Genomic DNA, 14,690 nt, shown 5'->3' on the forward strand with positions numbered 1-14,690 from the left:
CGTCAGCGGTTCGGGTGGGGCAGGAATTCCTGGGCCTTGGTGCGGAGGCCTTCCTTGACGAAGTCCCACCGGTCCTCGTCGCCGCCGAGCACCGCCGCCGTGGCCGCCTTGAACTGCTCCCAGGTGGCGTGCGGTGGGATCGGCGGCATGTTCGGGTCGGTGTGGACGTCGAGCAGGGTGGGACGATCGGCGGTCAGCGCCGCGTCCCAGGCGGAGTCGAGATCGTCCGGGTCGGTCACCGTGACGGCCTGCAACCCGAGGGAGGCGGCGAAGGCGGCATAGTCGATGTCCGGAAGTGTCTGGGACTCGGCGAATTTCGGGGATCCGGCCATGGCGCGCATCTCCCAGGTCACCTGGTTGAGGTCGTTGTTGTGCAGCACCGCCACGATCAACCGGGGGTCGCGCCAGCTCTGCCAGTAGCGTCGGATGGTGATCAGCTCGGCCAGGCCGTTCATCTGCATCGCCCCGTCGCCGGCGAACGCGATCACCGGCCGCTCCGGGTGGGCGAACTTCGCGCCGATCGCGTACGGCACGCCCGGTCCCATCGTGGCCAGGGTGCCCGACAGCGACCCCCGCATGCGGCCGCGGAAGCGCAGCTGGCGGGCGTACCAGTTGGCCGACGATCCGGAATCGGCGGTGACGATGACATCGTCGGGCAACCGGGGGGACAGTGCGGCGAACAACCGCAGGGGGTTGACCGGATCGGCGGGCACGGCGGCCTGCATGTCCATCGTCTCCCACCACCGGGCGACGTCCGCTTCGATCTTCTCGCGCCAGCTGCGGTCCTGCTTGTATTCGAGATGCGGCAGCAGCGCGAGCAGTGCGGTTCTCGCGTCGGCTACGAGGTTCACCTCGTTGGGATACCGCATGCCGACGAGGCGCGCGTCGAGGTCGATCTGCACCCCGCGGGCCTGACCGTAGTCGGGCAGGAACTGGGTGTAGGGGAAGCTCGAGCCGATGGTGAGCAGGGTGTCGCAGTCGCGCATCATCTCGTAGCTGGGCCGGGTGCCGAGCAGACCGATCGCTCCGGTGACCCAGGGCAACTCGTCCGACAGCACGTCCTTGCCCAGCAGGGCCTTGGCGGCGCCGGCGGCGAGCGTGTCGGCGACCTGTTCGATCTCGGCCGACGCTGCCCGCGCCCCGTTGCCGACCAGCAACGCGACCTTGTGCCCGGCGTTGAGGATCTCCGCGGCCCGGGCGATCGCCCCGTCGTCCGGGGTGATGTGCGGGCGGTCGAATCCCAGGCTCGACGGCACCATCTTGAATTCGTGGGTCGGCGGCGAGTACGGCAGTTCCTGCACGTCGGCGGGGATGATCAGCGCGGTGGGCGCGCGCTGGGTCAGGGCGGTGCGGATCGCCCGATCGAGCACGTTGGGCAATTGCTCGGGGACGGTGACCATCTGCACGTAGTCGCTCGCGACGTCCTTGTACAGGCTCAGCAGGTCCACTTCCTGCTGGTAGGAGCCGCCCATGGCGGTGCGGTTGGTCTGCCCGACGATGGCGACGACCGGGACGTGGTCGAGTTTGGCGTCGTAGAGGCCGTTGAGCAGATGGATCGCGCCCGGACCGGAGGTGGCCATGCACACCCCGAGCCGGTCGGTGAACTTGGCGTAGCCGACCGCTTCGAAAGCGCTCATCTCCTCGTGGCGGGACTGCACGAACTGCGGGTGGTTGTCCGCTCGGCCCCAGGCCGCGAGGATGCCGTTGATGCCGTCACCGGCATAGGCGAAGACGTGTTCGACGTTCCAGTCGCGCAGCCGCTCGAGCAGATGGTCTGCGACGTTCTTCTCGGCCATCGGTGTCTCCTTACCGTGGGCGTCGGGGTTGTTCGCATGCCGTTCGGAAGGGCGAGAGGGGAGGTGCAGCGGGGTGCGTCTCGGCTCCGTGGGTGCCGGATCGGACGGTGCGCTCGGTACGCCCCATGGTCGTCCTTCCCGACAGAACTGGCAACCGAACGCAAATATTGCGTTTGCGCAATGATTGCCGGGTGCAAGATGGTGGTGGGTGGGACCACACCCACCGATCCACTCGTTCGTGCAGATTCGAAGCGGAAGCCGAGGCCACGATGCGAACACCCTGGTCCGGCGCAGACGTCGCACCCCACGTCCTGCGCGAGTACGCGCTCGTCGCCGACGGAGAACGCGGCGCCCTCGTCGGCCCCCGCGGCGACTTCGCCTGGATGTGCGCGCCCTCCTGGCATTCCGACCCCGTCTTCTCCACCCTGCTCGGCGGGGACGGGACGTACGCCGTCGCCCCCGACACCACCCGCTTCGTCTGGGGCGGCTACTACGAGGACGGAACCCTGATCTGGCGCAGCCGCTGGGTCGCCACCGGCATCGTCGAATGCCGGGAAGCGCTCGCCATGCCCGCCGACCCGCACACCGCCGTGATCCTGCGTCGCATCCTCGCCCCCGAGGACGACACCCGGCTGCGGGTCATGCTGCGCACCGGCGCCGGCTGCCACCACCACACGACGCACCCCACCCTCCGTGACGGCCGCTGGGAACTGACCGCCGGACGGATGTACCTGCGGTGGAGCGGCGCCGCGGAGGCATGCCCGACCGAGACCGGCCTCGACATGCATCTCCACCTGCCGGCCGGACGCAGCCACGACCTGATCCTCGAGATCTCCGACCGGCCGTTCCACAGCGATCGGGCCCCGGCCGACGAGCTCTGGCACCGGACGGAACAGGCGTGGGCGAGCGCGGTACGACCGATCGACGGCACACTCGCCGACCGGGATGCCCGCCACGCCACGGCCGTGCTGACCGGATTGACCAGCCGCAGCGGCGGCATGGTGGCCGCCGCGACCACCTCGTTGCCCGAACGCGCGGCGCAGGGACGCAACTACGACTACCGCTACTGCTGGATCCGCGACCAGTGCTATGCCGGACACGCAGCCGCCGCCTACGGCCCGCATCCGCTCCTCGACGCCGCGGTGCGCTTCGTCGGGGACCGTCTTCTCGCCGACGGCCCCGACCTGAAACCGGCGTACACCGTCGGCGGAGGGGACGTGCCGTCCCAGAGCGCTCTGCCGCTGCCGGGCTATCCCGGCGGCTCCGTGGTCGTCGGCAACCGGGTCAACCACCAGTTCCAGCTCGACACCTTCGGTGAAGCCCTGCTGCTGTTCGCCGCCGCCGCCCGCGACGACCGACTCGACAGCCGGGACTGGCGGGCCGTCGAGACCGCCGCCGCCGCCGTCGAGTTACGCTGGCGCGACCCCGATGCCGGTATCTGGGAACTCGACCGCCGCCACTGGACGCACTCGAAACTGACCTGTATCGCGGGTCTGCGGGCCGCCGCCACCGTCGCTCCCCGCGCACAACGGGACCGGTGGAACGATCTCGCCGACACCTTGACCCGAGCCGTCCTCGCCGACAGCACCCATCCGTCCGGGCGATGGCAACGTGCACCCGACGACGACCGCATCGACGCAGCCCTGCTGCTACCCGTCATCCGCGGTGCGCTACCCGCCACCGACCGACTGAGCCGCCGCACGCTCGACACCGTCCGCACCGAACTCGGCAGCGACGGCTATATCTACCGCTTCCGCCACGACGACCGTCCCCTCGCCGACGCCGAAGGCGCATTCCTGCTGTGTGGGTTCTTCATGGCCCTCGCCGACCATCAGCAGGGCAACACCGTCGAGGCCGTGCGGTGGTTCGAACGCAACCGCGCCGCATGCGGCACCCCGGCGCTGTTCACCGAGGAATTCGACGTCGTCGAACGGCAACTGCGCGGCAATCTCCCGCAGGCCTTCGTGCACGCCCTGCTGCTCGAAGCGGCCCGGCGTCTCGCCCACCCCTGGAACTTCGAGGGATGAGCGCCCCTCACACCGAAAGGACTCCGGTCTCATGACATCCTCACGCACCGACCAGGTCGTCGTCGTCACCGGCGCCAGCGCCGGCATCGGACGGGCCGTGGCCCGCGCCTACGGACGACGCCACGCCCGGATCGCGCTGCTCGCCCGCGGCGAGACCGGGCTCGCCGCCGCCGCCCGCGAGATCGAGGCGGCCGGGGGACAGGCGCTGATCCTGCCCACCGATGTCGCCGACCCCGATGCCGTCGACGCGGCCGCCGCCGCGACGGTGGAGCGTTTCGGCCGCATCGACGTATGGATCAACGTGGCGTTCACGTCGGTCTTCGCCCCGTTCACCGAGATCACCCCGGCCGAATACCGCCGGGTCACCGAAGTCGACTATCTCGGCTTCGTCTACGGCACGATGTCCGCCCTGAAACGGATGACACCGCACGATCGCGGCACGATCGTGCACGTCGGTTCGGCCCTGGCCTACCGCGGCATTCCGTTGCAGAGCGCCTACTGCGGCGCCAAGCACGCCATCCAGGGTTTCCACGAAGCGCTCCGCTGCGAACTGCTGCACCGGCACAGCAACATCCACGTCACCATGGTGCAGATGCCCGCCGTGAACACTCCCCAGTTCTCCTGGGTGCTCTCCCGGCTGCCGCGCCACGCCCGACCCGTACCCCCGATCTACCAGCCCGAGGTGGCCGCCCGCGCGGTGCTGCACGCCGCCGACCACCCGCGCCGCCGCGAATACTGGGTCGGGGCGAGCACCGCCGCGACCCTCGCTGCCAACGCACTCGCCCCCGGACTGCTCGACCGCTATCTCGCCCGCACCGGATTCGACTCCCAGCAGACCGACCGACCCCGAGACCCCGACCAGCCCGCCAATCTCTGGCAGCCCGCGGACGGGCCGGACGGAACGGACTTCGGTGCCCACGGAGAATTCGACGACCGCGCCCGGACCTCGAGTGCGCAGGCCTGGCTGTCCCGCCGTCACGGACTGCTCGCGGCGTCGGTGACCGGCGTACTCACCGCCACCGGAATGGCCCTCGCGGCACGGACCCGCACCGCATGACCTCCCCGGCCGCGGCACCCGGTCACGGATGGATCGGCCACAACAACGTGAGCGCATCCTCGGTGGCCGGTTCCCCGGCGGCCTCGGCGAAGACACCGAAGGCGGCGGCGAGTTCGTCGCGCTGCCCGGTGCTCAACCGGCTCAGGACCGCAGCGATCGCGTCGCGGCGGTGGTCCATGACGGTGTGGACCACCGCCGCACCGTCCGGTGTCAACGTCAACGCCAGTTTCCGGCGATCCTCCGGAGAGTCCCGCCGATCGAGCAGACCTGCTTTCATCAGCTTGTCGACCGCCCTGCTGGCACCGGACGGATCGACCCCCAACTCGTCCGCCACCCCGGCGAGGGTGAGAGGCCCCCGCGTGCCCATGAGCACGAGAATGCGCAGATGCGGGATGCTGACACGGTCTTCGACCTCGGCCACCGAGGCCGCCGCGATGCCCACCAGGGCACGCGACGCCGACATCACCGCATCGACCTGCCGATCGAACTTCTTGTTCGAGCGACCACCGGACGGGGACCGGGCAGGGGAGTTCATGGCGTCATCCTCCGACGATGCATGCGATCCCGCAACTGTTGCGCAACCGCACGGATCACGGCACGCCCGCTACACGACGGTGTCGAACAACTGACCCACCCCATAGGTCACGACCATCGCGAGCGCACCGCCGACCACCACCCGCACCACCGCCCGGCCCCGCCGGGCCCGGCCGAGCCACGCACTGATCGATCCCGTCGCCGCCAGCGCACACAACACCGCCACGAACGTCACCGGGATCCGCACCGTGTCGGGCACCGACACCACCATCAGCAGCGGCACCAGCGCGCCCAGGGTGAACGACACGGCCGACGACAACGCCGCCGACCACGGATTCGCCAGTTCGGTCGGATCGATCCCCAACTCCACCTCGGCATGCGCGGCAAGCGGATCCCGCGCCGTCAACTCCTCCGCCGCGGCACGCGCCGTGACCGCCGACAATCCCTTGCCCTCGAGCAGGGCGGCCAGTTCGGCGAGTTCGGCCTCCGGCATGGCGGCGAGCTCACGACGCTCCGTGGACAGCGCCGCGCGCTCGGTGTCGCGTTGCGTACTCACCGACACGTACTCGCCCAGCGCCATCGACACGGCCCCCGCGGCCAGCCCGGCCACACCGGCGGTGAGGATCGCCGCCTCGTTCGTCGTCGCGGCCGCCACACCGACGACCAGTCCCGCGGTCGAGACGATGCCGTCGTTCGCGCCGAGAACACCCGCCCGCAACCAGTTGAGTCTGCTCGCCAACCCGGCGGTGTGCGGTTCGCGGTCCTCGTGCCGCCTGCGGGAATCGTTCGGTGACGCCGGATCCGGACGGGGCATGTCGTGAAGCTACACCGACGGACGGCGGCGCGGGGGGATCCCCACGGCGGAGTATCGGCGCGCCTCCGCCGCGGCGACCGCCCACTCCGGATCCCCGGGCAGCGCACCCATCGGGTCCCGCTGCGCGCACGGCACACTCACATCGGCGGGCAGCACTGCGCGCTGCAGCGCCTGCACGATCCCCAACGGCCGATGAGCAGCCGGGGCCAGGCGGCCGATCCACCGGCGATCGCGGGCCGTCATGTCGTGCCGCAGGCTCTCCATCAACGCCGCCACGGTTCCCGACGGCACCTCCGTCAACCACGAGCCGAACCGGCCGATCACCGCGCCCGGCAATCCGGCGACGGTGACCTGGGCGCGCGGCATGCCGGTGACCTGCCCGTAGAGGCGGAGCAACTCGGGATAACGCAGCGACTGTCCGCAGCCCACATCGAACGAGTCCGTGGGAGTGTCCGCGACGGCCGCCCCGAGCACTGCGGCGACCAGGTCGACGACCGCGATCGGCTCGACCCGCGAGTCCATCCAGTCGGGCACCACGGTGACGGGTAGGCGCCCCGCGAGTTGGCCGAGCACCTCGAAGCTCGTCGACCCGGAGCCGAGCACCATCCCGGCTCGCAGCGTGATGACCGTGCGGCGGGAGTGGGACAGTTCCTGCTCGACCTCCCAGCGCGAGAGCAGATGCTCGGACAGCGCGTCCGGCGCACACTCGGGGACGAACCCGGAGACGTAGACGACGCGCGTCACCGGAGAGGCATCGACCGCGTGCCGGACGGTGCGGGCCGCTGCCAGGTCGAGGTCCCGGAAGTGCGCCGAGCGCATCCCGTGCACGAGATAGACCACGACGTCGACATCGTCGAGCGCCGGTGGGAGAGTGTGCGCGGCGGTGACGTCCACCTGCGCGGTCTCGACCCGGTCGTGCCACCAGAAGCGTCGCAAGGCCGCCGGGTTCCGAGCGGCGGCGCGCACGGTGCAGCCGGTAGCGAGGAAGGCGGGTACGACCCGGCTGCCGACGTAGCCGGAGGCACCGATCACGAGAACTCTCATGCGCTGTTCCGTCCCTTGTCGCCTTCGGGAGGGATGCACGCGCGGGACCGTCGCGAAACATCAGGAGTGGTTCTCATCACCAGAAATAGTGTTACCGTTGGTCACAAATACAGTGGCCGGTATCGAAGGAGGCCTCCCATGTCGATGCTGCGCGGCAGCCCACTGCGACATCGGATACTGTTCGTCCTCGCCGTCCCCCTCGGCGCCGGACTGCTGTCCGCCCTCGGACACCTCGTCCAGCGCCGCCACGGCCGGCCCACCTCCGTCTCCGAATCCCTCTTCGCCATCGCCAGCAGCCTGCGCCGCCGCACGCTGTTCACCCGCCCCACCGGCGACCACCCCCCGGCCCCCGAGTCGCCAGCACAGCCATGACCACAGGGCTGCCATGACCACGCACACCGTCCCCAACGGGCCCGTCCGACTCCACGTCGTCGAAGAAGGCAACCCGCACGGCCCGACGCTCGTCCTCGTCCACGGCTGGCCCGACACCCACGCCCTGTGGGACCGCGTCGCACCCCTGCTCGCCGACGACTTCCGCATCCTGCGCTACGACAACCGCGGCGCCGGCGCCTCCACCGTGCCCCGCGAGGTGGCGCACTACCGGCTCGAGCACCTCGCCGCCGACCTGCACGCCGTCATCGACGCCCTCGCCCCGAACGACCCGGTCCACCTGCTCGGCCACGACTGGGGCGCGGTGCTGTGCTGGGAAGCGGTGTGCGAACCCGACGCCGGCGAGCGCATCGCCTCCCACACCTCGATCTCCGGCCCCAACCTCGACCACCTCGGCCTGTGGATGCGCCGCCGCCTCCGGCACAAACGCCCACTCGGCCCCGCCGAACAGGCCCTCGCCTCCGCCTACACCCTCGCCTTCCAGATCCCCGGCCTGCCGAATCCGGTGCTGCGCGGCTGGCTCGCCCACCACTGGCCGGCCTTCGTCGGATTCTTCGACCGCACCGACCCCACCGCGATCGCACCCGTCGCCCCGACCCTCGCCGACGACATGGTGCACGGACTGTCCCTGTACCGGGCGAACATCCGCGCGCGTCTCGCCCGACCCCGCGAGCGGCGCACCGACGTCCCGGTCCAGCTGATCCAGAACCTGCGCGACCGTGCGGTACGTCCCGTGGGCTACGAGGACACCTCCCGTTGGGTCACCGACCTGCGCATCCACCCACTCGACGCCGGGCACTGGTCGCCGCGTTCCCATCCCCGCGACGTCGCCGACGCCACCGCCCGGTTCGTGCAGCAGATCGAGGCCGCGCGCACCTGACCGTGTGACCTCAGCCGGACGACTCCGCGCGCGGCGCCGCCTCCACCGGCGGATCGTCGTCGTGCACCGGTAGCCGACGCGGACCCGGACCCTGCTGCCCGAGCACGTCACCGGGATTCGCGAGCGGACACGACGCCAAGCTCAGGCACCCGCAGCCGATGCAATCGGTGAAACTGTCCCGCAACGCGGTGAGATCCTCGATGCGGCGGGTCAGCCGGTCGTGCCACGCCCGCGACAGCCGCGCCCAGTCCTCCGTCGTCGGCACACGACTGTCCGGCAACGAATCGAACGCCTCCTTGATCTCGTCCAGCGACACCCCCACGCCCTGCGCGACCTTGATGAACGCGACCTTGCGCAGCGTGTCGCGGCGATAACGCCGCTGATTGCCCGAGGTGCGGCGACTGGTGATCAGACCACGCGACTCGTAGTAGTGCAGCGCCGAGACCGCCACCCCGGAACGGTCCGCCAACTGGCCGGGTGTCAGCCATATCGCAGGGTTCATCGGCCCCCTCCTCGCCCCGCAGACATCGTGATCGAGTTGTGCTGCACAGTACCGGCCACCGGAGACGCCGGGCACCCGGCTCGCGTGAGCACCCGGGGTCAGAACGACGGCGGCCCGAACTCGGCAGCGACCTCCGGCGCATCCATCCGCAACATGTCGTACGCAGCGTGTGCCAGCGTCCGCACCGACTTCGGATACGGCCGCTCGAACCGCTCGCAGACCCGCGCGGTCGCCAACGCCGCCTCGAACCGCCACTTACGCGAACCGCTCACGAACGTCCGGGCCTGGAACAGATAACTCGATGCGGGGATCGTCACGCCGACCACCGTAGAACCTCCGACCGGCACAACGGGGGAGCGGCACCCCGCGCGCCACGCCGATCCCGCCCGTCCCGACCACATTCCTAAGAGAGTGTCAGGAACCGCCACAGACCCTTCCGCAACCACTGTGACCCGAACCACTGTGGGGAGCGCACAGATCCCCGCAGCGAAAGGAGTCCCGGGTGAGCACCACCTCGACGGGCGAACGCCGAGTCATCGGCAACGTGTTGAAAGGCTCGGTCGGCAACCTGATCGAGTGGTACGACTGGTACGTCTACGCCGCGTTCAGCGTCTACTTCGCGAAGGAATTCTTCCCCGAAGGCGACCCCACCGCCCAACTGCTGTCCACCGCAGCGATCTTCGCCGTGGGATTCCTCATGCGACCGATCGGCGGCTGGAGCATGGGCCGCTACGCCGACCGGCACGGACGGCGCTCGGCGCTGACCCTGTCGGTCACCGTCATGGCCGTCGGCTCCCTCATCATCGCCGTCACCCCGGCCTACGCGACCATCGGACTCGCCGCACCCCTTCTTCTCGTCCTCGCCCGCATGATGCAGGGACTGTCCGTCGGTGGTGAATACGCCACCAGCGCCACCTATCTCGCCGAGGTCGCCTCACCCGGACGCCGCGGGTTCTACTCGAGCTTCCAGTACGTCACCCTCGTCGCCGGACAGCTCATCGCCCTCGGCGTCCAGATCGTCCTGCAGCTCACCCTCTCCGCCGAGGCCATGCAGGCGTGGGGCTGGCGCATCCCGTTCGTCATCGGCGCCGTTGCCGCCGTCGCCGTGATGTGGCTGCGCCGCACCATGGACGAATCCGAAGCGTTCACCGAGGAAGTCGCGGCCAAGAGCACCGCCGACCAGCCGGACGGCGCGCCCGAGCAGGGCGGCATCCGGATGCTGCTGCAGTACCCCCGCGAATGCCTGCTGGTGTGCGCGCTGACCCTCGGCGGTTGCGTGGCGTTCTACACCTACACCACCTACATGCAGAAATACATGATCAACACCTCCGGCATCTCCAAGGACACCGTGGCCTGGATCAACTTCGCCGCCCTGCTGGTGTTCATCGTCCTGCAACCCATCGGCGGCGCCCTGTCGGACCGCATCGGCCGCCGCAAGCTGCTCATCTTCTTCGGGGTCGGCGGCACCGTGCTCACCGTCCCGCTGATGACGATCCTCGGCAGCACCACGCACCCGCTGATCGCGTTCGGACTGATGATGCTCGGCCTGACCGTCGTCACCGGCTACACCTCGGTCAACGCCATCGTGAAGACCGAACTGTTCCCCACCAAGGTCCGCGCGCTCGGTGTCGGCCTGCCCTACGCGCTGACCCTCGCGATCTTCGGCGGCACCGTCGAAACCGTCGCGCTCGCCCTCAAGCGCGCCGGCCACGAATCGCTATTCTTCTACTACGTGACCGGCTGCATCGCCGTCTCGCTCGTCGTGTACTTCTTCATGCGGGAGACCTCCGACGGCTCCCCCCTGGACCGCACGAGCACCCACACCGACACCCCCGACGAGCACGCCGACCTGGCCAGCTCACGACACTGACCGAAAGGGACCCACGTGCAGATCGCGGTGGTCGAGGACGACGACGGAGTCGGCGACGCCCTCGTCGAAGCCCTCACCTCCCACGGCCACCGGCCGATCCGCATGCGGCGCGGCGCCGACCTGCTCCTCGGCCACCGCGACCTCGACGTCGTCATCCTCGACCTCGGCCTGCCCGACGCCGACGGCCTGCAGGTGCTCCGGCAACTGCGGGCCGTCAGCGACGTCCCCGTCGTGATCCTCACCGCGCGCGGCGACGAACGCTCGGTGGTACGCGGCCTGCGCGGCGGCGCCGACGATTATCTCGTCAAACCGGCCCGCCTGGCCGAACTGCTCGCCCGCGTGGACGTCGTCACCCAACGGCGCCGCGCGCTGTCCGAGTCCTCCCGCATCGTCCGCGCCGGCGACGTGGTCGTCGACCTCGATGCCCGCGAAGTCGAGGTGGGCGGCGAACCGGTGACTCTCACCCCGAAGGAATTCGACCTGCTCGCCGTCCTCGTCGCCCGCCCCGGCGCCGCGGTCAGCCGCCAACAACTCATGGATGCCGTGTGGGGCGACGCGTATGTGGCGATCTCCCGGTCGCTCGACGTGCACATGACCGGGCTGCGCGCGAAACTCGCCCGACCCGGCCTCATCTCCACCATCCGCGGCTACGGCTACCGGTGGGGCGGCTGACATGCGCCGGCGGGTCCTGGCGGTGTTGCTCGTCTTCGCGACCGTCGCCGTCGTCGCCTTCGCCGTACCGCTCGCCCTCGCCACCAGCGCCGGCCGCACCGCCGTCCTGGGAGCGAACCGGGAAGCCGACGCCCACCACTTCGCCACCCTCGCCGTCCAGATGCGCGCCCCCGGCAGCACCGCCCTGCTCGACGAGGAAGTGACCCGCTATCACCGCCTCTACGACGAGGGCGTGCTCATCGTCGACGCGCGCGGCGCACCCCGCGCGAGCGCGGGCCTGACCCCGACCGATCCCGGTGTGCCGGAGGCGATCACCGCCGGTCTGCGCAACCAGAAACAGGGCATCGGGGGTCCGCTGACCCCGTGGTCCCCGCAGCGGGTACTGCTCGCCGTGCCGGTGGGCACCGGCGCCCAGGTCGAAGGAGCCGTCGTCGTCGAGGTGTCCACCGACGCCGCCCGCCACGACATCCGCACCTCGTGGCTGCTCATCGTCACCGGTGCGGCAGCGGCCCTCGTGCTCGTCACCATCCTCGCGACCGCCCTGTCGCGGTGGACGGTCCGCCCGCTCACCGCACTCACCGCGCGGGTCGCGGCGCTCACCGACAGCGTCCCGGCGCTGCATCCACGCTTCCGCACCGGCGACACCACCGTCTCGGTCCGCTACCACGGCCCACCGGAGGTCCGGGAACTCACGCAGGCCTTCGACACCATGTCCGAAGCTGTCCACACGTCCACCCGCGCCCAGAAGCAACTCATCGCCGACACCGCGCACCAACTCCGGAACCCGCTCGCCGCCCTGCACATCCGGCTCGACTCCCTCGAACCGCACGTCGCTGCCGCCGGCACGGAGACCTACCGGCGCACGGCCGTCGAAGTCGACCGGCTCGGCGGCATCCTCGACGGCCTGCTCGCCCTCGCCACCGCCGAAGCACCCACCGACACAGCGGGCACCGAAGGACACGACGGGTGCGATGTCGGCGCCGTCGTCGCCGACCGCGTCGATGCCTGGTCCGAGGCCCTCGCCGAGGCCGGCATGACCGTCACCGTGGACGAACCGTCCGCGCAGCGCCTGCACGCCTGTTTGTCCGCCGACCATCTCGCGCAGGTGCTCGACGTGCTGCTCAGCAACGCGAGCAAGTACGCCCGCGCGGCCACCGGGGTCCGCATCACCACCCGACACCACGACGGGACCATCCGGATCCGCGTCGAGGACGACGGTGCCGGAGTCGCACCCGACGAGCTCGGCGCCCTCACCTCCCGGTTCTTCCGCGGGTCCGGAGCCGACGGGCCCGGCACCGGCCTCGGGCTGTCCATCGCGGTCGCGCTCGTCGAGAGCGCTGGCGGCACCGTCGACCTCGCCGCCGCCGTTCCGCACGGACTCGCCGTCATCCTGACACTGCCCGCCGACTCTCGCGCGGAGGCATCATGATCACCCGCCGCGATCTCCTGCGGTCCGTTGCGCTGCTGGCGGTGGGTGGAGCCGTCGCCGGCTGCACGCGCACCGGAGAGCGTGAGGAACTGATCCTGGCGGCAGGGGAGGAGGGTGGGTTCTTCTGGGAGTTCGCGGAACTCACCGCGGCCGCCGCCGAGCGAGCGGGTCTTCCCATCACGGTCGTGCCGGAACGCACCCCGGGGTCGGTCACCAATCTCGCCGCGCTGACGGCGGGGGATGCGGAGCTGGCGCTGACCCTCACCGACGTCGCGGTGCGGGCCCACGACGAGGGCGCGCAGTTCACGGCGATCGGGCGGGTCTACGAGAACTACATGCAGTTGGCCGTGCGTGCAGACTCACCGATCCGGGAGATCGCCCAGTTGCGGGGCGCACGGATCAGCCTCGGAGCTCCCGGATCGGGTGCCGAATTCACCGGCGAACGCATCCTCGACGTCGCCGGGCTCGCCGAGCCGGGAACCGTCACCCGGGTGCACCTGTCGATGGCCGACGCCGGTCGCGCAGTGGTGGACGGCGAGATCGACGCCGTCCTGTGGGCGGGTGGTGTTCCTACCCCGTCGTTTGCGAACCTGGGTGTGCCGCTGCGGCTGATCGATCTGTCCGTGCTCCTCGAACCGCTGCGGGCGCGATTCGGTCCGCGTTACGAACCGGTGCTCATCCAGCCCGGCACGTACGGGCAGCCGGACGCCGTCGCCACCATCGGCTTGGGCAACCTGCTGCTCGCCGGCGCCTCGGTGTCGGACGAGGCGGCCGCCGCACTGGTGGATCTGCTCGTCGACCGCGCCTCCGAACTCGTGCCGGCCCAGGCCACCGGCAGTCAGTTCCTCGACCGGCAGTCGCTGATCGTCACCGCCGATGTCCCGCTGCATCCGGGAGCGGTGGCCGCGTACCGGCGCCATCACGGCTGACGAGACGGTCGGGCAGGGGAGAAGCACCCCGGAATTGTGCCGTCCCAAGGGCAGATAGTGGGGTGGAAGGCATGCGCTGGTGTCGTGGGGATGCGGTGCGGAGATCGGGCTCGCCCTCGAGGTCCGAAGAGATCGGGACCGGATCGGCTGTGCAGGGGACATGCGCGGGGCACAATGGAACCGTTCACCGCTTGGCGCGTGAAATCTGTTGTGCACCAACACGATTCATGGATAACGGTGATTATCCATCAAATGTGGAAAAGGCGAGAAGGGGCGAGCGGTGGTCGCGGCACCCCGGGGGACGGGATGATCTCGCACCACCAGCATCCGCATCGTCCGCGCGATCTGCTGCGCGCAACACGCACGCGACGACGACACGGCGCTGCCGCAACGCCGCATCGGCGAACCGTGAGTCGTTGCAGTGTGCGCGTCGCTGCAGCATGGCACCGATGCATGAGCAGCCGAACGCGCGTCGAGCGGATCGGCGGCTCGATCCGGTGCGGGCGCCGGCGGGCCGGTCGCGGTACGGCGGCAGAGTTCGGTCCGGAGGCGAACCGGACTCGGGTCAGGGGCCGGGTGACGGGTGGGGCCCATCGCATCGATTCGGGTCGAACCAGGGATCTCCGAATGTGTCGGGACGCCCTGCCGCACCTACCCGGAGGAGGTCCGATTTCAGTCTAGTTAACATAATGTAGATTATCGGCAATGATGACATGTGCCGCGACCTGGACTTGGCGCCGATGATC

Annotated in this window: 14 protein-coding genes; 8 read left to right on the plus strand and 6 right to left on the minus strand. The window is 70.2% G+C overall.

The window, feature by feature from the left end; all coding sequences use genetic code 11:
* Positions 1–2 precede the first annotated feature (2 nt).
* Positions 3–1,796, minus strand: coding sequence for a thiamine pyrophosphate-requiring protein (locus tag ACPCXD_RS17145; RefSeq protein ID WP_145691901.1), 1,794 nt, complete (start codon positions 1,794–1,796; stop codon positions 3–5).
* 269 nt (positions 1,797–2,065) lie between these two features.
* On the opposite strand from ACPCXD_RS17145, the gene ACPCXD_RS17150 reads away from it, so the two are divergent.
* Together ACPCXD_RS17150 and ACPCXD_RS17155 are read left to right on the plus strand one after the other, a co-directional pair.
* Positions 2,066–3,823 (plus strand): glycoside hydrolase family 15 protein, encoded by a 1,758-nt coding sequence (locus ACPCXD_RS17150; protein ID WP_423660452.1) that lies wholly within the window; start codon positions 2,066–2,068, stop codon positions 3,821–3,823.
* A 31-nt stretch (positions 3,824–3,854) separates the two neighbouring features.
* Positions 3,855–4,880, plus strand: coding sequence for an SDR family oxidoreductase (locus tag ACPCXD_RS17155; protein ID WP_423660454.1), 1,026 nt, complete (start codon positions 3,855–3,857; stop codon positions 4,878–4,880).
* Positions 4,881–4,902: 22 nt separating this feature from the next.
* Here the strand turns inward: ACPCXD_RS17155 and ACPCXD_RS17160 are convergent, their stop codons facing one another.
* The 3 genes from ACPCXD_RS17160 to ACPCXD_RS17170 form a co-directional block, all read right to left on the minus strand.
* A complete protein-coding gene (locus tag ACPCXD_RS17160; protein ID WP_423660456.1) occupies positions 4,903–5,415 on the minus strand; it encodes a MarR family winged helix-turn-helix transcriptional regulator in 513 nt (170 codons plus the stop codon).
* Between the two features lie 69 nt (positions 5,416–5,484).
* Complete coding sequence (locus tag ACPCXD_RS17165; RefSeq protein ID WP_088899586.1) at positions 5,485–6,228, minus strand: VIT1/CCC1 transporter family protein; 744 nt, start codon at positions 6,226–6,228, stop codon at positions 5,485–5,487.
* A 9-nt stretch (positions 6,229–6,237) separates the two neighbouring features.
* Positions 6,238–7,272, minus strand: coding sequence for an NAD(P)H-binding protein (locus ACPCXD_RS17170; RefSeq protein ID WP_160877708.1), 1,035 nt, complete (start codon positions 7,270–7,272; stop codon positions 6,238–6,240).
* Between the two features lie 138 nt (positions 7,273–7,410).
* Here ACPCXD_RS17170 and ACPCXD_RS17175 point away from each other — a divergent pair, with 138 nt between their 5' ends.
* Together ACPCXD_RS17175 and ACPCXD_RS17180 are read left to right on the plus strand one after the other, a co-directional pair.
* Positions 7,411–7,644 carry a hypothetical protein gene (locus tag ACPCXD_RS17175; RefSeq protein WP_423660459.1) on the plus strand — a complete coding sequence of 78 codons (234 nt, stop codon included), beginning with the start codon at positions 7,411–7,413 and terminating at the stop codon, positions 7,642–7,644.
* A 13-nt stretch (positions 7,645–7,657) separates the two neighbouring features.
* Entirely contained in the window at positions 7,658–8,542 is an 885-nt protein-coding gene (locus ACPCXD_RS17180; RefSeq protein ID WP_229564936.1) for an alpha/beta fold hydrolase, read from the plus strand.
* A gap of 10 nt (positions 8,543–8,552) precedes the next feature.
* Here the strand turns inward: ACPCXD_RS17180 and soxR are convergent, their stop codons facing one another.
* Both soxR and ACPCXD_RS17190 read right to left on the minus strand, forming a co-directional pair.
* The gene (gene soxR, locus ACPCXD_RS17185; protein ID WP_016696413.1) at positions 8,553–9,044 is read right to left on the minus strand and encodes a redox-sensitive transcriptional activator SoxR; all 492 of its coding nucleotides are present in this window, start codon (positions 9,042–9,044) and stop codon (positions 8,553–8,555) included.
* Between the two features lie 98 nt (positions 9,045–9,142).
* The gene (locus ACPCXD_RS17190) at positions 9,143–9,361 is read right to left on the minus strand and encodes a hypothetical protein (RefSeq protein WP_225623569.1); all 219 of its coding nucleotides are present in this window, start codon (positions 9,359–9,361) and stop codon (positions 9,143–9,145) included.
* Positions 9,362–9,546: 185 nt separating this feature from the next.
* Here ACPCXD_RS17190 and ACPCXD_RS17195 point away from each other — a divergent pair, with 185 nt between their 5' ends.
* Genes ACPCXD_RS17195 through ACPCXD_RS17210 form a run of 4 tightly spaced genes read left to right on the plus strand, consistent with a single transcriptional unit; the run spans position 9,547 to position 13,944 of the window.
* Positions 9,547–10,914 carry an MFS transporter gene (locus ACPCXD_RS17195; protein WP_423660461.1) on the plus strand — a complete coding sequence of 456 codons (1,368 nt, stop codon included), beginning with the start codon at positions 9,547–9,549 and terminating at the stop codon, positions 10,912–10,914.
* A 15-nt stretch (positions 10,915–10,929) separates the two neighbouring features.
* Positions 10,930–11,586, plus strand: a complete 657-nt coding sequence (locus ACPCXD_RS17200; RefSeq protein ID WP_016696416.1) for a response regulator transcription factor — start codon at positions 10,930–10,932, stop codon at positions 11,584–11,586.
* Position 11,587: 1 nt separating this feature from the next.
* Positions 11,588–13,015, plus strand: coding sequence for a sensor histidine kinase (locus ACPCXD_RS17205; RefSeq protein ID WP_423660464.1), 1,428 nt, complete (start codon positions 11,588–11,590; stop codon positions 13,013–13,015).
* Complete coding sequence (locus ACPCXD_RS17210; RefSeq protein WP_016696418.1) at positions 13,012–13,944, plus strand: TAXI family TRAP transporter solute-binding subunit; 933 nt, start codon at positions 13,012–13,014, stop codon at positions 13,942–13,944. The genes ACPCXD_RS17205 and ACPCXD_RS17210 overlap by 4 nt, the downstream gene beginning before the upstream one ends.
* The last annotated feature ends 746 nt before the right edge of the window (positions 13,945–14,690 follow it).

Source organism: Rhodococcus sp. AB351, assembly GCF_049538275.1.
In the GTDB taxonomy this organism is placed as follows: Bacteria; Actinomycetota; Actinomycetes; order Mycobacteriales; family Mycobacteriaceae; genus Rhodococcus.